We start from the raw sequence: 18,355 nt of genomic DNA on the forward strand, positions 1-18,355 counted from the left end.
TTCCGCGCCTGCAGGGCTGGCGTCGGCGTGGTTCCCGGCATTGCAGTTTGTGCCATGCAAACAGAACGCAACTTCAGGACGGCGTCCCTGGATGATCAGACGCTTTCTCCACTTTAGGATCAATTGGTGGACTTTCACCTAAAGTTGTCAGTGATCGACGGCGGCTCTTGTCATCCACTGCGGTGAGCACCGTACCAGGCAAGGAGAATCGTAATGGCTCAAGGATTCGACACGATCATCATTGGCACCGGACAAGCCGGTCCCGCGCTCGCCGCGCGGTTGGCCGGCGCGGGCATGAAACTGGCCGTCATCGAGCGCGCGCATTTTGGCGGCACCTGCGTGAACACCGGCTGCATTCCCACCAAGACCCTTATCGCGAGCGCGTACGCAGCCCAACTGGCGCGGCGGGCTGACGAATACGGCGTGACGATCGGCGGGGCGGTGGCCGTCGACATGAAGCGGGTGAAGGCACGCAAGGACGAAATCTCGGGCCGGTCCAGCAGTGGTGTGGAGCAGTGGGTGCGCGGCCTGGAGAACACCGCGGTCTATCAGGGCCATGCTCGCTTCGAGAGCGCACATAGTGTGCGAGTCAACGGCGAACTGCTGGAAGCCGACCAGATTTTCGTGAACGTCGGCGGCCGGGCCCTGGTTCCGCCCATGCCCGGGCTGGATCAGGTGCCATACTTCACCAACTCGGGCATGATGGAAGTGGATTTCCTGCCGGAGCACCTGATCATCATTGGCGGGAGCTACATTGGCCTCGAGTTTGGCCAGATGTACCGGCGTTTCGGGGCCAGGGTGACCGTCGTCGAAAAAGGCCCGCGCCTGGTCCAGCGCGAAGACGAGGATGTGTCGCAGGCAGTGCGGGAGATACTGGAAGCCGAGGGAATCGAAGTTCGGCTCAATGCCAACTGCCTGAGTGCGCGCAGGGACGGCGATCATATTGCCGTCGGGCTCGATTGCGCGGCCGGCGCGCCCGAAGTCCATGGCTCGCACCTGCTGCTGGCGGTAGGGCGCGTGCCCAATACCGACGACCTCGGGCTCGACAAGGCAGGGGTCGAGACCGACGCTCACGGCTATATCAAGGTAGACGAACATTTGCGCACCAATGTCCCTGGCATCTGGGCGCTTGGCGATTGCAACGGCCGCGGTGCCTTTACGCATACGTCGTACAACGATCATGAGATCGTTGCTGCCAACCTCCTCGACAACGACCCGCGCAAGGTGGCTGACCGTATTGCAGCCTATGCCATGTTCATCGATCCTCCGTTGGCCCGCGCCGGCATGACGGAGAGCGAGGCGCGGCAGTCCGGGCGGAAGGTGCTGGTCGGCATCCGCCCAATGAGCCGCGTCGGACGGGCAGTGGAGAAAGGCGAGAGCCTGGGCTTCATGAAGGTGGTGGTCGACGCAGACACGCGGATGATCCTTGGCGCCGCGATCCTTGGCCTGACCGGTGACGAGGTGATTCATTCACTGCTCGACATCATGTATGCCAGGGCGCCCTACACGACGATCAGCCGCGCGGTGCACATCCATCCCACGGTGTCCGAACTGGTGCCGACGCTGCTGCAGGACTTGAGGGCTCAGCTTCCCTGAAGTCGTCAGGGCCGACGCGGCGCAACGACTGCAGCAGAGCGACGGGAACCGGCTGACGCGTGCGCTGATCGGTGCTTGGGTACCTCCTGTCAGGAATTTCCTACGAATGATTCAGTTCGTCCTGACGCGTCTTGTTGTCCCTTACTGAAGGCATTGGCGATGTTCCGCACCTAGCCTTGAATCAAGGACGTGCCGATGCAGCGTGCAGTACCAGTGAGGCGTGCCTCAGGAGGAGTGACACGATGCGCAAGACAGATAATTCGTTACACGCGCTGGTAGAAAAGTGGTTGTCGCCTAGCAATGCCAGCCCGGCTCGGGTCGCCTGCTTCAGGCACCTTGCCAACCATAAGGGCTGCGTCGTGTGTGTCGAATCGACCAAAGCCACGCGGCGCCTGTCCATTGCCTTCTTCCGCCACCGCAATGGCGCGTGGTACGTGTTTCCGCCTGTCGCGGGCTAGCGGCACCGATGCAACCGTCTCGCCTTGCCACGGAGTTACGCAGCCGTCTTGCCGCCGTTCACGTGAAGGATCTGGCCGGTAATGTATTTGGCCTTGCCGGACGCAAGGAACGTAATGGCGTCTGCGACCTCGTCGGGTGTTCCGATACGCCCGGCCGGGATGGTCGCGGCGACCCCCGCGATCTTTTCGGCGCCGCCGGCAATGCGCTCGAGCATGTCCGTTTCAATTGGACCCGGGGCCACCGCGTTCACCCTGACATTGAATTTACTCGCTTCGAGGGCCGCTGACCTGGTCAGGCCCTCGATCGCGTGCTTGCTCGCTACATAGATCGGATTCTGCGGATTGCCCCGGCTTCCCATCGTGGAGGAGAGATTGATCAGCGCGCCATGCCGCTGCGCCTGCATCACGCGCAATTCATGCTTCATGCAAAGCAAGGTGCCGAGTACATTGGCGTCGAAAGTCGCTGTATACGACGCTACGGTCTGATTCACGATCGGTCCCGGTGTCCCTTCCGTGCCGGCACTGTTGACGGCGATATCGAGACGACCAAAGCGCGCAACGACATGTTCCACCATTCGATGGACATCCTCTTCGCGGCTGACATCGGCCGCCACAAAATCCGCGTCTGCGCCCAGTTGCCTTAACGCCTCGACCAGCCTGGCTCCTGCCACAGCGTTCCGGCCCGAGCAGACGACTCGGGCACCTTCACGGCCGAAGGCGAGAGCGGCTGCCCGGCCGATGCCGGCCGTCGCTCCCGTTACCAGTACGACGGGATGGGAAATCAGGGCCCCGAGCCGCCACGGTTGCTTCGGGAATGTCCCAAATTAGCAAATGTGAGTCCCAAAAAAACAAACTTGGAATGCGATGGCCGTCCGATACTTGATTCACCGAAGCCGGACACTGACCTGGTCCGGGCATTACCAGACTGGAGGCGACATCAACATGAAAATCAGGCAAATTACTCCCGCCATTGGCGCCGAGATCACAGGGGTGCATCTTGGCGAGGTGTCGCGGGACCCGGTGCGCTTCGCCGAGATCAGGGCGGCGCTGCTCAAGCACCGTGTCCTCTTCTTTCGCAAGCAAGACATCACGCGTGCCGAGCATGTTGCCTTCGCAAGCGGCTTCGGCAAGCTGGAAGACCATCCCGTCGTCGGCAGCGATCCCGATCATCCGGGTCTCGTGCGGGTTTACCGGAGCGACAACCCGCACAGCTATGAGAACAACTACCACTGTGACGGCCTGTGGCGTCCCAACCCAGCGATGGGTGCGGTCCTGCGCTGCATCGAATGCCCGGAGATCGGCGGCGACACCATCTGGGTGAACATGGTGAAGGCATACGAGGAACTGCCGGAGGACATCAAGCAGAAGATCGACGGCCTGCGCGCGCGGGCCAGCATCGAGCACAGCTTCGGCGCGGTCATGACCCCGGAAGCGCGCGCGAAGCTGGTGCAGGATCACCCGTCCGTCGAGCATCCGGTGGTGCGCACGCATCCGGAGACCGGCGAGAAGATCCTGTTCGTGGGCGCGGGATTCTCGACGCACTTCACCAACTACAGCACGCCGGCCAACGTCCGCCACGGCATCGACAAGGCGCCGGGCGCTTCGCTGCTGTTCAACTACCTGGTCAGCCGCGCCACCATTCCCGAATACCAGGTGCGGTGGTCGTGGCAGGAGGGGGACGTTGCGATCTGGGACAACCGTTCCACGCAGCACTACGCCCTCAACGATTACTGGCCGGCACCCCGCAAGATGGAACGCGCCGGCATCGTGGGCGATATCCCGTATTGATCCGCACGCACTTTTCCTCCGGAGAATCACGATGAATTTTCTCGACGGTCACCTTTTTCCCGAAAACCAGCAGCCGCTGATCATCACCGCCGCCCCCTATGCCCCGGGCTGGGTGCCATCCGACTTCCCAGAAGACATTCCCGTCACGATGGAAGCCCAGATCCAGAAGGCGGTGGATTGCTATAACGCAGGCGCCACGGTGCTGCACCTGCACGTACGGGAACTGGACGGCAAGGGCAGCAAGCGGCTCTCCAAGTTCAACGAACTGATTGCCGGGGTGCGCAAGGCGGTCCCGGAAATGATCATCCAGGTGGGCGGCTCCATTTCCTTCGCTCCCGAGGACGAAGGCCAGGCCGCCAAGTGGTTGTCGGACGATACGCGCCACATGCTGGCCGAACTTGAGCCCACGCCGGACCAGGTGACGGTAACGGTGAACACGTCGCAAATGAACGTGACCGACCATGCGGAAGATGCGGACTTCAAGGGCACCTCTCGCGAAAATCCCGCCGTCTTCAATGCCTACAAGGAGATGACGGTGCCAGCGCAGCCGGGATGGGTGGAGGAGCACGTCCGCCGGTTGTCCGCCAAGGGCATCCAGAGCGCCTTCCAGTGCTACAACACGAACAGCTTCGAGTCAGTGGAGCGGCTGATGCGCCGCGGCTTCTACAAAGGGCCGCTGGTCATGAACTGGGTGGCCATCGGCGGCAGCATGGACACGCCCAGCGTCTACAGCCTTGCCAACTTCATCCGTGGCGTGCCCGATGGCGCGGTCGTGACGGTGGAAAGCAATGTGCGCAACGTGCTGCCGGTCAATATGATGGGCATCGCCATGGGCCTGCACGTGCGCTGCGGTATCGAAGATGGACTGTGGAACCAGAAACGGACGGCAAAGCAGAGTACCGTGAAGCAGATCGAGCAACTGGTGCGCATTTCGCAGGAATTCGGGCGCGAAATCGCCACCGCCAGGGAGGCGCGCGAGATTTCCAAGATCGGCGTGTTCTACGACTCGGTGGAGGAAACCCTGCACGCCAATGGCTTCGCGCCCAACCGGAATGGTGGCACCCAGGGTTATCTGCGCAAGACACAGTAAAGCGACCCACCGGACACGATGGCCGACGGCCCTGGCCGTCGCCGTGACGATCAGACCGGACACGAAGACCCGGTACAGAAAGACAGGCGGACAGCATGCTGACGATCGTCGCCCCGATGAAAGCTGCCGATCCAACCAAGATGGAGACTGCAATGAGATGCCCCCCCAAGATTGGACGCCACACTCTGGCGCTCGCGTTTGCCTTTAGCGCACTGATGCCGGCCATCGACGCGGCCTGGGCCGCCGAATGGCCGGCGAAGCCCGTGCGGATACTTGTTGGCGGGCCGCCGGGCGGGACCGCTGATATCGTGGCGCGGCTCTATGCGCACGAGTTGCAGGGGCCGCTTGGCCAGACTGTCGTCGTCGATTACAAGACGGGCGCTGGTGGCACCATCGCCGTCCAGAGCCTGATGTCTGCGCCGCGGGATGGATACACATTCCTGCTGATCCAGAAGGGGATTGCCGCGGAAGTGCCCCACGCGGTGAAGGTGTCCTACGATCCGTTCAAGGACATCGTTCCCATTGCCCAGCTTACCCGGCAGGGCCTGATCTTTGTCGGCAATCCAGGCCTGCCCGCAAAGAATCTTTCCGAGCTCGTCACGTATATCAAGGCGAACCCCGGCAAGGTTGACTACGCCAATTTCGGCATTGGCACACGTGGGCAAACGATTGGCGTGCAATTCAACCGTCTGGCCGGACTCGATACCGGCACGGTGAGCTACAAGGGCTCGCCCCAGGCATTGCAGGACGTCATGGGCGGGCAGGTGCCCCTCATGTTCGACGCTCCCGCCACGTCGTTGCCGTTCATCAAGTCAGGCAAACTCAAGGCATTTGCCGTGGCATTTCCCAAACGGATGGCAGCGCTTCCCAACGTTCCAACGTTTGCCGAACTGGGCTATCCGGACCTGAATGAAGTGGGCTGGATGGGACTCTGGTCGACACCCGGCGTACCGCCGGCAGTCATTGCCAGGATGCGCGAGGCGACCCTCAAGGCAATGCAGTCGCCAAAGCTGCGACAGAAGCTGGAAGATCTGGGGATGGACGCCGGCTCGCCGGCAACTTCCGAAGAGCTGGCCAAGGACGTACGTGAATCGCATGAGCGCCAGGGAAAGCTGCTGCGCTCCATCAACTTCACGCCGGAATGACGCCGGAATGACGCCGGAACCGAACGGAGAAACTCGCCATGGCAGCCATCCAGAGCAAGGTCATCGTGACCTGTGCCGTGACTGGAGCGATTCACACGCCCACCATGTCGCCACACCTGCCGATCACGGCCGACCAGATTGCGCGGGAGGCAATCGCGGCCGCGGAAGCCGGTGCGTCGATCGTCCATCTTCATGCACGCAAGCCTGAGAATGGCCAGCCATCGCAGGACCCCGAGCTGTTCCGCGCCTTCCTGCCGGTAATCGCCGAGCGGTCGGATGTCGTGATCAACCTCACGACGGGGGGCGCCCCGAACATGCTCGTGGAGGAACGGTTGCAGCCGGCCTTGCAGCTCAAGCCAGAGGTGGCCTCGCTGAACATGGGTTCGATGAACTTCGGGCTCTACCCGATGCTTGACCGCTACCGGGAGTTCCGCCACGACTGGGAGCGCCCGTACCTCGAGGGTTCGGAAGACCGCGTCTTCCGCAATACCTTCAGGGACATCCGCTATATCCTCGAATCCTGCGCGGACCACGGCACGCGCTTCGAGATCGAATGCTACGACACCAGCCATCTCTATACGGCCGCGCACTTTATCGACCGTGGCATTCTCAAGCCGCCTTTCTTCATCCAGTCCGTCTTTGGCCTGCTGGGCGGAATCGGCACGCACCCCGATGACGTCATGCATATGCGGCGGACGGCGGAACGCCTGTTTGGCGACGACTACTACTGGTCGGTGCTGGGCGCGGGCCGCAGCCAGATCCCGCTCGCCTCGATGGCGGCTTCGATGGGCGGCAATGTCCGCGTCGGGCTCGAGGATTCACTATGGGACGGGCCGGGCCGTCTCGCGAAGAGCAATGTCGACCAGGTTCAGCGCATCGTCGCGGTGCTGAAATCGCTGAACCTGGAGATCGCGACCCCCGACGAGACCCGCGGCATGCTGCAGCTCAAGGGCAGACAAGGCGTGGCGTTCTGACGCCACCGCAAAGAATGCAACAGGAGGAAAGATGAAGGCAGTCAGGGTACTACCCGGCGCCGACGGCGGTCGGCTTGAGGTGCACGACATTCCGGTGCCAAAGCCGGGGCCCAACGAGGTGCTGGTGCGGGTGCGTGCGTCCGGTCTCAACTTCGGCGAGATCAAGTACATGCGGGAGCATCGGACCGGCAGCCCGATGACCGCTGGCGTGGAGTTCGCAGGGGAGGTCGCAAGCGTTGGCGACCAGGTAAGCGGCTGGCGCGAAGGCGACCGTGTCATGGGCCATGGTCGTGGCTGCCATGCGCAATATACGGTCGCGGCGCCCCTGGCGCTGATGCCGGTTCCTGACGGCGTATCCTGGGTCGATGCCGCGGCGTTCCCCAATGTATTCATCACTGCCCATGACGCCCTGGTGAGCAACGGTGAGCTGAAGCCGGGCGAGTCGGTCTTTATCAATGGCGCTTCCGGTGGTGTCGGCATGGCTGCCATCATGATCGCGTCAGCGATGGGCGCCCGGCCGGTGATCGCGTCTTCGCGGTCGGCCGAGAAGCTCCAGCGGCTGGCCGCTTATGGCGTCGATGTCGGCATCAATTCGTCTATTGAATCGCAGGTCGAATCGATCATGGCGGCCACCGAGGGGCGTGGCGTTGATGTCATCATGGATACCATTGGCGGCACGGCATTCCCCGACCATATCAGGAGCCTCGCGGTAAAGGGACGGCTGGTGAACCTTGCCCGCCTGGGCGGTGCCGCCACGGCGGAGATCGATATCAATCTGTTGTGGCTGAATCGCCTGAAGCTCATTGGCGCCACATTCCGCACGCGCAGCGAGGCGGAACGGGTCGCTTGCATCCAGGCGTGCGCGCGTGATCTCTTGCCGTACTTCCGTGAAGGCAAACTGCGACTCCCGATCGATCGGACTTTCCGGATGGATGACATTGGCGAAGCCTACGCCTACATCCAGCGCAGCCAGCATATGGGCAAGCTGGTGCTTATCGCTGATTGAGGAGGGCAGGCGGGCGGCGATCCGCCGCCTGGCTGCGCCATTGAGTCACGCTGCAGCCGAAGGCCGCGCGGAACCAGTGGCTGAAACTGCTTTGGTTGGCGAAGCCCAACAGGCCCGAGATCTCGCCGATCAGCAGGTCGCTCTCCTCCAGGTGTCGCTTCACCAGGTCTGTCCGCACCTCGTTGAGCAGGGCCGTAAAGGTCAGTTCTTCTGCGATGAGATGGCGATGCAGGGTGCGGCGATCGATACGCAGGTGCCGTGCCACCTGCTGCGCGGTGCAGCGGCCGCCGGGAAGCAGCGCCATGATGAGATCCCGGCACGAGTCGCGGATGCCTTCGCCGCGCCGCATCAGCGCGGCGTCAAGGTAATCCCGTGCCAGTTGCGTTGCCCCCGAATTGTCCGGGGTGCGCGGCCTGTCGAGATCGGCCGCCCCGCACACGATGCCATTGAACGACTGCCCGAACTTTGGATTGCGGCCAAAGAATGCGCGGTGGGCTGACATGTCGGCCGGCGGCCGGTGCGTGAAGCAAACCTGCTGTGGGCGCCAATGGGATCCGATCAGTTCACCGAGGATGCGGAACATCATGGCGACCGTCAGCTCCATTGCCTGTCGGGTCGGTTGTCCCGGCGTGGGCAGCAGATCCTCCCGGATGATCACCGTTTGCGCCTTCTCCTCGATCCGCATGATCAGCGAGGGGCTGATCAGCTTCAGGTAACGGCACAAGGCATCCAGTGCCAGCCGTGGCGAAGGCTCTTCCTTCAACACCACACTGATCGGACCCAGGCTGGAAAACGTGCGGCGTGCCGCGAGCCGCAGCGCGATGTCTTCCATGCCCGTGGCGCTTGCCGTCACTTCCAGCAGCTCGCGCAGGGCATGGCTGGGAATCTGCCCCGCAGGATCCTTCAGCAGCCTTCGCGATAACCCGACCTTTCGCAGAAAGATTCCCGGGTCGTATCCGCGCGACTCCATCAGTTCAATGTAGCCAGTAAGGCTCGCGCTGCGAGCGAGTCGTCCGACGTTATGCATAACGGTGGTTCCAATCTGGCGACGCGATCCTCGTATGAACCCCACGATGTTACCGAGCCTGCCGGCAGGCGGGAAAGGGGAAATGGCATTGTCCCAAATTGGCAAGCAAATGTCACAGATAAGCAAGCGGGCGCAGCCGGGTTACCCAGATACTGTCCCAAGAAGTAGAAGAAACAGACATGAACCATGGAGGAAGGGAACTGATGAAGCAGAGGATTGTTTTTCTTGCTGCTGTTTTGGCATGCGGTGTGGCAAAGGCGCAATCCAGCGTAACGCTGTACGGCGTGGCGGACATCAATGTCGAGTACGTCAACCATGTCGGTGTGGTGCCACAGGCCAGCAACGGGTTCAATTCCGGCCGGGCGCAGAAGGTGTTTCGGGAGAACTCGGGTGGCTACTCCGGATCGCGTTGGGGTTTGCGCGGCACCGAAGACCTGGGCGGAGGGTTGAAGTCCGTTTTCGCCCTCGAGGGCGGCTTCAATGTCGATACGGGTACCCAGCAGCAGGGCGGACGCATGTTCGGCCGCCAGGCTTTCGCCGGTCTCGATACCCGCATCGGCCAGATCACCTTTGGCCGGCAATACCACTCGCTGTTTTCCACGCTGGCCAATTTCGTGCCGGCACGATTTGCCACGCAGTACGAACCGGCTGCCGTTATCGCCGGCGCGAACTTCCGCGAGGATAACGTGGTGAAGTACACCGGAAAGTTCGGGCCCCTTATCGCACAGGCGAACTGGTCATTTGGCGTTGGCACGGCCCTCCCTCAGACCAATCCTGCGGTTCCGGGAGCGGGCGGCGGCGGTGAAGTGCCGGGCCAGTTCCGGCGCGACACGGCTTATGGCGCAGGCCTGAGCTATATGGCCGGGCCGGTCGGGCTTGGGCTTGCCTATGACCAGTGGAACCCGACGATGGGCACCGGTACCGGGACGTACAAGAAGGCTGCCGCGATGGCCAGCTACGCCTTCAACGACACCGCGAAGGTGATGGGTGGCTATCGCTGGGGGCAGAACAAGGACCAGACCGGCAGGCTGGTGGTCCGGGACGATTTCTACTGGATAGGTGGGCAGTATCGGCTGTCGCCGGCGCTCGATTTCACGCTCGAGTATGACTATCAGAACATCAGGAACCTGGGTGGCAGCACCAGTGTCGCTAATCCCTGGCAGATCGCGCTGATTGTCGACTACTCATTATCTAAGCGTACGGACATCTATCCGACCACGGCCTATAGCAAGAATGCCGGCCTGACCCTCGACTCGGCTGCGAGCGGGTTCCCGTCGAGCCTGGCGTTGGGAAATTCCTATGCGCTTGCCAACGGGCAGTCGTCGATGTTTGGCGCCGCAGTCGGTATCCGGCACATATTCTGAACATTGGATTGGCTTGCAGCGAGACAGCCGGGGGCGCTGGTCCCCGGCTGCCGAAAACTCTCCAGCACTGGATCTCAATAAAGGAGTTGAACCAATGACCTCTGCGACATTGCCGACCGTCGTGATTGTCCCTGGCTTTCGTGACCATATGCCGGACCACTGGCAGACGTTGCTGGCGGAGCGCCTGCGCGAACAGGGCAGGGAAGTGTATATCGTGCCGCAAATCGATCACGACCAGCGGCTGCGCAGCGCCAGGGTCGCAAACCTGGAGCGTGTCGTGCGTGGCATCGAGGGGCCAATCGTGCTGGTGGCGCACAGTGTCGGCTGTCTGATTGCCGTGCACTGGGCGCGCCAGGCAAAGCGTGAAGTCCAGGGCGTGCTGCTTGCTGCGCCGCCCGATTTCGATACGCCGATGCCCGCCGGCTACTCCGATCCGCAAACGCTCGCGGACAACGGCTGGACGCCCATGCCCAGAGAGCGCCTGCCATTTCCCAGCATTGTGGTGGCCAGCCGTAACGACCCGATCGGAGCTTTCGAAAACGTTCGCGGCATGGCGCAAGCCTGGGGCAGCCGTTTCGTCGATGCAGGCGAAGTCGGTCATCTTTCGCCGGCCGATGGCTTTGGCGTATGGGAGCAAGCCGAAGAATTGGTCCGGGAACTTGAGCGGTAGGAACGAACGTCTGCGCCAGGCCTCAGGGTTGGCGCAGCCGGCTTGCTGTTCCGAGGCGTAGCGATGAGCCGGCCCGGAGGGCGCGGAGCCATGCGATTGATTGGGTGCCGAATGCCGGCGGGATCGATCAGGCGATTTGCTCGTCTTTCAGTGCCTGCTGCACCGATGGTCGCGCAGCGACTCTCGACCGATACGCTTTCAGCGCCGGCCAGGAATCAAGAGACAGCTTGAAGACGTCGGTCCATCTGAGGATCGTGAACAAGTAGCAGTCAGCGATGCCGAACTGACCCATCAGATAGTCCTTGCCGTTGAACTGCTGCTCCAGCCATTCAAGCCGCTGTGACAGGCGCTCCCACGCCGCGTCTTTTTGCTCCTGCGGCACGTCCGGTTTCCAGAACGGCGCGAAACCTTTGTGCAGCTCGGTCGAGATGAAGTTCAGCCATTCCTGCACCCGGTACCGATCATTCGTATTGCGGTCTGGTGCAAGGCGCTTTTCCGGGGCGCGATCGGCAATGTACTGCAAGACCACCGCGGCCTCGGTCAGCACCTCGCCGTTGTCGAGCACCAGCGTGGGCACATAGCCCTTGGGATTGACGGACTTGTAGTCTGTGCCGCTCTCGGTGGTATGCGGCTGAGCGCGCAGGTCGACGCGCTCGGTCGAGAACGGCAGGCCAGCCTCGAGGAGGGCAATATGCGGCGCCAGCGAGCAAGCGCCTGGGGCGTAGTACAACTTCATGATTTGTGTCCCCTGTTGTCCGGTGGTCCGACTTGCACGGTGGAATCAAACATCTGCTGCTGCTCGAAGGCTTTATGCCTGTGTTGTAGGCATAACGCCTTGAATGGGCTGTCGGCCGATGTCTGACTTTCAACGTACGTTAGATGTCTCTTGTGGACCGGCTCATGAAAGGGTACGCACGGCCACCTTGGCCCGCCTCCTCGTATCAACAAAAAACGGTGGGCAGAACGTCCTGTGCCTCGGGGATTGCCCACTTGGCTGCGGTGGCATGAAATGCAAAGTCGTTGGCATCCTTTGCGTGGCGGGCGCTGCGGCAGTGAATCTAAGCTTGCCATGGCCGCCATCATGGCAATTGACGCGGATCCTGCCTTCGTGTCGTCGATGTTCCTGAAAGGATGAAACCCCTATGACCTATTCGCTCTCACGGTCCGACGTAGACAGCATCACCGAAGCCGATGTGCAAAGCAGCACCGTCAAGCTGCTGCCAAGATGGGACGACATCCCGGCGGACTTCCGCAACGGCAATCTCTACACCCAGCTGGCAGAGGCACACCTGTTCGACTATCCGCTGCCGAGCATCTCGGTGTCGTTTCTGCCGGGGTTCGACGACGCTGGCGCCTGCCAGGCGATCGATCGCTGCATCCGCGCACACCTGAACGCCTTCGCGCCACGCCACGAGCACCGGATCGCCGGCGTGGGTTACATGATCTCAAAGGTTTGCGCGGTCACGCGCGCGTGACTCGGCCGCGGGAATCTTGTGCTTGTTGCCGCATCGGTGAGGCAGGCATGTCGGTGAGCTACCAGCGCGAGACCTCCTTCCGGGCGGGGTAGGTGGAGTGGACCTGCCAAATGGGAGCCGCCGAGGCGGCTCGGCGCCGATCATGTGATCCTTTCCGCTCCCGCGCTGGCCATCTCCTATCATGGTTTTGCCTTGCCACAACATCGGCAGGCCGGCAGGATCCACCGCAAACCACGTGAGCCATTGCGCAGGCGTCTCCAATCTGCAACGGATCCTTCCTTTGGCTATCCGGCGAGTCGCGCCACGCCCGCGTCGCCGGCACGCATGTTAGGAGAAAGCCATGGGCGAAACCCAGCAACAAACTTTCCAGGCGCTGAACCAGCTGATCTCGGCTGGCAAGGACAGCGAACTTGCCTGCATGAGTGGCGCTAGCGATGTGAACGATATGCAGCTTCGCGACATTCTGACCAGCACGGCGGCGTCGTGTCGCACGTCGGTGAAAGAACTGCAGTCCATGGTCAGTGCCATGGGTGGCCAGCCTGCTGACCGCGGCAGCATGCAAGGAACCCTGCTCCGTGGCTGGATGGCATTGCGCCACATGCTGCAGCCCGGCAACGACGACGCCATACTGGGCATCTGCGAGCACGAGGAAGAAGCCGCCAGGCGCGAGTATCAGTCCGTACTGGCGAAGTCGCTGCCACCGGAGGCCAACGCCATGCTACAGCGTCAGTATGATGACCTGATGCGGCATCACGGGCGGCTTCATGCAATGCGGGGCATGCAGATTCATTGACGTCCGGGGCGGACCAGGGGCGCGCACTTCGTCTTCTGGTGCAACCATGAGCATCGGCACAGCGGCTTCCGCTATGCAAGCCCGGCCCGGGCGTACAACCCGGGCCGATGGACATAAAACATTCGGCGGTGGTTGCCAATTGACATCACGTTCCATCTGCAGCGGAAGTGGAGACGGGCTGTCTGCGAATCCAATTCAGCGACGGGAGCCGTTGGCCGTTGCTGTATGTTGCGGGATTCCCAAGGTGTCCTTGCCTTCGAGCCATGTCATCAAGTGCTCCCGGAAACCTTCGGCCGCGGGGGAGGCTGCGCGAACGGCAGAATAGTACAGACACACCTGGCGCATCACCTCAGGATCCACAATGCGCCGCATTACCAGGCCGAGTCGATTCGCAAGCAGTCCCACGTAGGCAGGCGCCAGCGTCAGCGCAATACCCGCCGCGGCCATGCCCAGCGCGGTACTGATGTTGTCGACGACATCAACCGGGGCGATGCGCTCGCCTTCGGCGGCACCGGCGTGCATCAGCGACACGTTGCGGTCATAGTCGTGGCCGGCGGCCACTACGGCGTGCTGTCGAAGCTCTGACCAGGGGACTGTCTTGCGCTTCGCCAGCGGATGGTCCGGCGCGCACCACAGTACCCAGGAACTCTTGAACAGACTGATACGAGTCACGCTGTCGTCGACGTACTGATCTGGTCCGACGGCGATGTCGACGTCTGCATTGGCGACCATGTCGATCAGGTTGTCCACCGCGGCATCGCGGATCCGGATCACGACCTTCGGGTGCTGCCCCGCATAGGCCTGAATTGCCTCGGGCAGGATCGAGCCTGCAATGACCATCGGCGCCGCGATGCGCACGACGCCTGCCGCCCGATTGCGGATATCGTCCGCCGCCGACTGCGCGAGCTCCAGATGCTTCAGCACGCTTCGGGCTGGCGCCACGAACTCCCGGCCGGCGGGAGACAGCGTGACGCTGCGCGTCGTGCGATCGAACAGGCGAAATCCAGTGGCCGACTCCAGCTCTGCAATCAGCTGGCTGACCGCCGAGGGGGAGAGGCTCAGGCGCTCACCCGCGCGGCCGAAGTTGCGAACGTCGGCAACGGTGAGAAACGCGGTGAGCTGCCGGGGAGTGAAGCGCGGCGCTGGCATGCATATCCGGTGATTAAACAGATTGGCTTAATAATAGGCCATGATTCATCGTTTGTCTTGGGGGATGACCCGATGCAGACTGGGGCCCGCTGTGAAAACTACTTGAATCAGGAGACATCCCCGTGGCACACCCGATCATTGCGCCCTTCGACGCGGAAGCTGCCGTCGAGGATCGAGCCTACGCCAAGGTAACGTGGCGGCTCATCCCCTTCCTTTGCCTGTGCTTCATCATCGCCTTCCTGGATCGCGTCAACATTGCGTTCGCAAAGTTGCAGATGTCCTCCGACCTGGGCTGGAGCGAGCGGATCTACGGCCTCGGCGCCGGCATTTTCTTTTTGGCCTACTTCATCTTCGAGATTCCCAGCAACCTGGCCATGCACCGGGTGGGCGCACGTCGGTGGATTGCGCGGATCATGATTTCGTGGGCCATGCTCACGGGCGCTATGGCGTTCGTCAATTCGACCACCGCGTTCTATGTGGTGCGGTTTCTGATCGGCGCCGCCGAGGCGGGCTTCTTCCCGGGCATCATCCTGTACCTGACGTACTGGTATCCCGCTAACCGCCGCAGCCGCGTCATCGCGACGTTCATGACCGCCATCCCGATCGCAGGCGTGCTGGGCGGACTGCTGTCCGGTTGGGTGCTGTCGTCGTTCAATGGCCATGCGGGACTTGCCGGATGGCAGTGGTTGTTTCTGATCGAATGCGTGCCGTCCGTGATCGTCGGGGTCGCGGTCCTGTTCTACCTTGATGACGGCATCGACAGTGCGAAGTGGCTCGACGCCGAGGAGCGTGCTCTGCTAAAGGTCAATATCGACGCGGATCGCAAGCAGAAGACCTCGGTGTCGCTGCGCGATGCATTCCAGCGTCCCGTGGTGTGGCTGCTCGCCGTCGCGTATTTTGGTGCGGCGATGGGGCAATACGGCTTCAGCTTCTGGCTCCCTTCGATCATCAAGAGCATGGGCGTGTCCTCGGCGCTCAATGTCGGGCTGCTGTCAGCGATTCCGTACGCGTTCGGCATCGTAGCGATGCTCGCGGTCGGACGTAGCGCTGACCGCCACGGCGAGCACCGTTGGCACTATCTCATCCCATGCTCGGTAGCAGCGGCGGGCCTCATCGGGAGCGCCGTCTTCAGCCATGACCGCATTGTCGCGCTGACCGCATTGACGGTTGCCTGCATGGGTCTCCAGTGCCTGGCGCCGGTGTTCTGGCGTGTGCCGACGTCGATTCTCGGCGGCATCGCCGCGGCGGCCGGCGTGGCGTTCATCAATTCGATTGGCAACCTCGCGGGGTTCGTCAGTCCCTATATGGTGGGCTGGATTGCCGACCGCACCGGCAGCACCAATGTCGCGCTGTATGTCATCGCGGCGTTCCTGATCCTTTCCAGCTTGATCGTCTTCTGCCTCAAGAGCGGCGGCGGGCGAAAAAATCCCTGATCAACAGCCCTGTTGGGCAACGTCGGAATCATGAATTCATCATTCGAAGCCTTCCTGGCAGCCGTCACAACGGAGCTGGGCGCCGAAGCGCTCGTGCGCGAGCCCTCCATTGCCTCTGCCTTCGCCGGAGACTGGAGCGAGGCGCCCAAGGTCACGCCGTCTGTGGTCATCTTCCCCCGGACGCCGCAGCAAGTGGCCATGGTGTTGAGACGCTGCAGCGAATTTGGGCAGCAGGTGGTAGTGCAAGGGGGCTTGACGGGGCTCGCGGGTGGCGCCACGCCGCGGGACAGCGAGGTTGCGCTTTCGCTGTCGAAACTCAGCGGCATCGAGTCGATCGACCTGGTCGGCGGCACCGCCACGGTTCAGGCCGGCGTGGTACTGGAGACACTGCAGCAAAGCGTTGAAGAGCAGGGCTGGTATTTTCCGCTCGATCTCGGCGCCCGCGGCTCATGCCAGGTTGGGGGTAATGCTGCGGTGAACGCGGGCGGCAACCGGGTAATCCGCTACGGCACGATGCGGGATCTCGTGCTCGGCATCGAGGTGGCGCTGCCCGACGGGCGGCTGCTCACAATGCTCAACAGCGTGACGAAGAACACCACCGGTATCGATCTCAAGCATCTCTTCATCGGCAGCGAAGGCACGCTCGGCGTCATCACCAGGCTCGTTGTGAAGCTTTTTCCCAAACCGGAAGGCTCGTGTACCGCGCTTTGCGCACTGTCTTCGTTCGATGCCGCGGCCCGGCTGATTCGCTTGAGCCGAGCCGCATTGCCGACGCTGTCCGCCTTCGAGGTGATGTGGAGCGACTTCATGACGGCAGCACAGGAAGTGACGGCGCTGCGGCCGCCGTTCGAGCAATCGTATTCCCTCTATGTCCTGATCGAATGCCTGGGCGGCAACGAATCCGCCGAACGCCAGGCGCTCGAAGCATTTCTCGAGCGGGCGATGGAGGCGGCGGTCGTGGACGACGCCATCGTCGCGCAGTCGCTCGACGATGCGGCCGGGCTGTGGGCCTATCGCGAGTCCGTCGGCGAACTGCTGTCGCAGATGAAGCCCCACGCGGCGTTCGATGTCAGCGTGCCGATGGCGTCCATGGAGACCTTCGTCAAGTCCACGCGCCAGAGGCTCGGCGAGGCGTTCCCCGGTCAGCGCCACTTGTTTTTCGGGCACATCGGGGACGGCAACCTGCACGTGCTGTCCGGCCCCCATGACAGTGCCGATCTGCATCGCGTCGAGGAACTGGTCTATTCGTCAGTGAGGCGCGTTGGCGGTGCCATCTCTGCCGAGCACGGCATCGGCATCATCAAGAAGGAATTTCTGGCCTACAGCCGTTCGCCGGAGGAACTGACACTGATGGCGGAACTGAAGCGGCTGCTCGATCCGCACGGCACCCTGAATCCCGGCCGAATCCTGTAGGCGAGTGACCGGAACGGCGCCATGGATACTTCCGTCAGCCGCATCTCGCCAACGGACCTGCTGCACTATATTCGCGCCAAGCGTCGCGAGATCCGGTCTGGCACGGATACTCGCGGAGAACCGGGCGACCGCGCGGCCCGGTGTCTGAGCGAACAGCTCAGGCATGCGCTCACCATCGGCTCGCCGGTCGACATTGCAGTCTTGCTGGGATGCGCGGCCGAGATGTCGATGTTCCCTCTCACCCCGGTGCTCGAGCAATGCACTGCCGCCATCAGGCTGGCGAACCAGCCGGCGCTGCGCGGCCTGCTCTGGGCCGTCCGGCATCGGCAGTCCCGGGCACCTGCCTGTGCAAGACGGCTGCTGCTATGACCTCAGTCGTTGTGGCGATGTTTGCTGTGACCCTTGTGCTTGCCGCGATTGCCACGATTTCCACTATTGTGGTCATCGGCATGGTTGTTGCGCGATACGTTGCCGCCCAGCGCCGAACCCGCTGCACCGCCGGCCGCGGCACCGACGATGCCGCCCGTCCGGCCGCCCAGGGCATTGCCAGCCGCCGCGCCTGCGCCGCCGCCAAGCGCGCCACCCACGATCGCGCCCGTGCGTTCCTTCTTGTTGGCCGTCACCGCGCCGCCCGCACCGCCACCCACCGCACCACCGATCACGGCGCCCGTGCTGCCGCCTAGCGCGCCACCGAGGGCCGCACCCGCGGCGCCACCAAGGCCGCCTCCCGCAGCGTTCTTCAGGTCATCGGCCAGCGCCGGGGAAATGGCGGCGCTCAGCAGCAGGGTCAGGCACAGCGTACGAAGTGGTTGTCGAGTCATGTTCTTTCTCAGGTAGGAGATGTTCGGCGATCAGCCAGTGCGGGAGTTTACACGGTGCGGCATGCGGACCGGCTCGCGCGGGAAGTTGCCACGGTGACTCCCCTGGCGATCGCCACCTTGTAGAATCGGCTACCACCAACCCTGGAACGTCCC

At 62.6% G+C, this 18,355-nt stretch carries 19 protein-coding genes; 14 read left to right on the top strand and 5 right to left on the bottom strand.

Features of this window, described 5'->3' with window-relative positions; translation table 11 throughout:
• Positions 1–213 precede the first annotated feature (213 nt).
• Together J8I82_RS01145 and J8I82_RS01150 are read left to right on the top strand one after the other, a co-directional pair.
• Positions 214–1,596: an FAD-containing oxidoreductase gene (locus tag J8I82_RS01145; protein ID WP_209753886.1), complete on the top strand. Its 1,383-nt coding sequence runs from the start codon at positions 214–216 to the stop codon at positions 1,594–1,596.
• Positions 1,597–1,838: 242 nt separating this feature from the next.
• The gene (locus J8I82_RS01150; RefSeq protein WP_209753888.1) at positions 1,839–2,054 is read left to right on the top strand and encodes a hypothetical protein; all 216 of its coding nucleotides are present in this window, start codon (positions 1,839–1,841) and stop codon (positions 2,052–2,054) included.
• A gap of 35 nt (positions 2,055–2,089) precedes the next feature.
• Here J8I82_RS01150 and J8I82_RS01155 read toward each other — a convergent pair whose 3' ends face one another.
• Complete coding sequence (locus tag J8I82_RS01155) at positions 2,090–2,836, bottom strand: SDR family NAD(P)-dependent oxidoreductase (RefSeq protein ID WP_209754398.1); 747 nt, start codon at positions 2,834–2,836, stop codon at positions 2,090–2,092.
• 160 nt (positions 2,837–2,996) lie between these two features.
• Between J8I82_RS01155 and J8I82_RS01160 the strand changes: the two genes are divergently transcribed.
• The 5 genes from J8I82_RS01160 (at position 2,997) to J8I82_RS01180 (ending at position 8,057) form a co-directional block, all read left to right on the top strand.
• The gene (locus J8I82_RS01160) at positions 2,997–3,842 is read left to right on the top strand and encodes a TauD/TfdA dioxygenase family protein (RefSeq protein WP_209753889.1); all 846 of its coding nucleotides are present in this window, start codon (positions 2,997–2,999) and stop codon (positions 3,840–3,842) included.
• 31 nt (positions 3,843–3,873) lie between these two features.
• Positions 3,874–4,932 carry a beta-keto acid cleavage family enzyme gene (locus J8I82_RS01165; RefSeq protein ID WP_209753890.1) on the top strand — a complete coding sequence of 353 codons (1,059 nt, stop codon included), beginning with the start codon at positions 3,874–3,876 and terminating at the stop codon, positions 4,930–4,932.
• Positions 4,933–5,084: 152 nt separating this feature from the next.
• Positions 5,085–6,077, top strand: a complete 993-nt coding sequence (locus tag J8I82_RS01170) for a Bug family tripartite tricarboxylate transporter substrate binding protein (RefSeq protein ID WP_209754399.1) — start codon at positions 5,085–5,087, stop codon at positions 6,075–6,077.
• Between the two features lie 38 nt (positions 6,078–6,115).
• Positions 6,116–7,051: a 3,5-dioxohexanoate:acetyl-CoA acetone transferase gene (gene kce / locus J8I82_RS01175; RefSeq protein ID WP_209753891.1), complete on the top strand. Its 936-nt coding sequence runs from the start codon at positions 6,116–6,118 to the stop codon at positions 7,049–7,051.
• Between the two features lie 31 nt (positions 7,052–7,082).
• Positions 7,083–8,057: a quinone oxidoreductase family protein gene (locus tag J8I82_RS01180; RefSeq protein ID WP_209753892.1), complete on the top strand. Its 975-nt coding sequence runs from the start codon at positions 7,083–7,085 to the stop codon at positions 8,055–8,057.
• Here J8I82_RS01180 and J8I82_RS01185 read toward each other — a convergent pair.
• The gene (locus J8I82_RS01185; protein ID WP_209753893.1) at positions 8,044–9,084 is read right to left on the bottom strand and encodes an AraC family transcriptional regulator; all 1,041 of its coding nucleotides are present in this window, start codon (positions 9,082–9,084) and stop codon (positions 8,044–8,046) included. The two genes, J8I82_RS01180 and J8I82_RS01185, sit on opposite strands and share 14 nt — an antisense overlap.
• A gap of 203 nt (positions 9,085–9,287) precedes the next feature.
• Here J8I82_RS01185 and J8I82_RS01190 point away from each other — a divergent pair, with 203 nt between their 5' ends.
• Together J8I82_RS01190 and J8I82_RS01195 are read left to right on the top strand one after the other, a co-directional pair.
• Positions 9,288–10,448 (top strand): porin, encoded by a 1,161-nt coding sequence (locus J8I82_RS01190; protein WP_209753895.1) that lies wholly within the window; start codon positions 9,288–9,290, stop codon positions 10,446–10,448.
• 94 nt (positions 10,449–10,542) lie between these two features.
• A complete protein-coding gene (locus J8I82_RS01195) occupies positions 10,543–11,118 on the top strand; it encodes an RBBP9/YdeN family alpha/beta hydrolase (RefSeq protein WP_209753897.1) in 576 nt (191 codons plus the stop codon).
• Between the two features lie 127 nt (positions 11,119–11,245).
• Here J8I82_RS01195 and gstA read toward each other — a convergent pair whose 3' ends face one another.
• Positions 11,246–11,854, bottom strand: coding sequence for a glutathione transferase GstA (gstA, locus tag J8I82_RS01200; protein WP_209753899.1), 609 nt, complete (start codon positions 11,852–11,854; stop codon positions 11,246–11,248).
• A gap of 406 nt (positions 11,855–12,260) precedes the next feature.
• Here gstA and J8I82_RS01205 point away from each other — a divergent pair, with 406 nt between their 5' ends.
• Together J8I82_RS01205 and J8I82_RS01210 are read left to right on the top strand one after the other, a co-directional pair.
• Positions 12,261–12,593 carry a hypothetical protein gene (locus tag J8I82_RS01205; RefSeq protein WP_209753901.1) on the top strand — a complete coding sequence of 111 codons (333 nt, stop codon included), beginning with the start codon at positions 12,261–12,263 and terminating at the stop codon, positions 12,591–12,593.
• 340 nt (positions 12,594–12,933) lie between these two features.
• Positions 12,934–13,386 carry a PA2169 family four-helix-bundle protein gene (locus J8I82_RS01210; RefSeq protein WP_209753903.1) on the top strand — a complete coding sequence of 151 codons (453 nt, stop codon included), beginning with the start codon at positions 12,934–12,936 and terminating at the stop codon, positions 13,384–13,386.
• Positions 13,387–13,581: 195 nt separating this feature from the next.
• Here the strand turns inward: J8I82_RS01210 and J8I82_RS01215 are convergent, their stop codons facing one another.
• Positions 13,582–14,535: a LysR family transcriptional regulator gene (locus J8I82_RS01215; protein ID WP_209753905.1), complete on the bottom strand. Its 954-nt coding sequence runs from the start codon at positions 14,533–14,535 to the stop codon at positions 13,582–13,584.
• Positions 14,536–14,657: 122 nt separating this feature from the next.
• On the opposite strand from J8I82_RS01215, the gene J8I82_RS01220 reads away from it, so the two are divergent.
• The 3 genes from J8I82_RS01220 to J8I82_RS01230 are packed head-to-tail and all read left to right on the top strand — an operon-like array spanning position 14,658 to position 17,750.
• Positions 14,658–15,968 (top strand): MFS transporter, encoded by a 1,311-nt coding sequence (locus J8I82_RS01220; RefSeq protein WP_209753906.1) that lies wholly within the window; start codon positions 14,658–14,660, stop codon positions 15,966–15,968.
• 30 nt (positions 15,969–15,998) lie between these two features.
• Positions 15,999–17,381, top strand: a complete 1,383-nt coding sequence (locus J8I82_RS01225) for an FAD-binding oxidoreductase (protein ID WP_209753908.1) — start codon at positions 15,999–16,001, stop codon at positions 17,379–17,381.
• Positions 17,382–17,402: 21 nt separating this feature from the next.
• Positions 17,403–17,750 (top strand): hypothetical protein, encoded by a 348-nt coding sequence (locus tag J8I82_RS01230; RefSeq protein WP_209753910.1) that lies wholly within the window; start codon positions 17,403–17,405, stop codon positions 17,748–17,750.
• Between the two features lie 2 nt (positions 17,751–17,752).
• On the opposite strand, the gene J8I82_RS01235 is transcribed toward J8I82_RS01230, so the two are convergent.
• Complete coding sequence (locus J8I82_RS01235; protein ID WP_209753912.1) at positions 17,753–18,202, bottom strand: hypothetical protein; 450 nt, start codon at positions 18,200–18,202, stop codon at positions 17,753–17,755.
• Positions 18,203–18,355 lie beyond the last annotated feature (153 nt).

Origin of the sequence: Cupriavidus consociatus, assembly GCF_017814975.1 — a bacterium.
Taxonomy (GTDB): Bacteria; Pseudomonadota; Gammaproteobacteria; order Burkholderiales; family Burkholderiaceae; genus Cupriavidus; species Cupriavidus consociatus.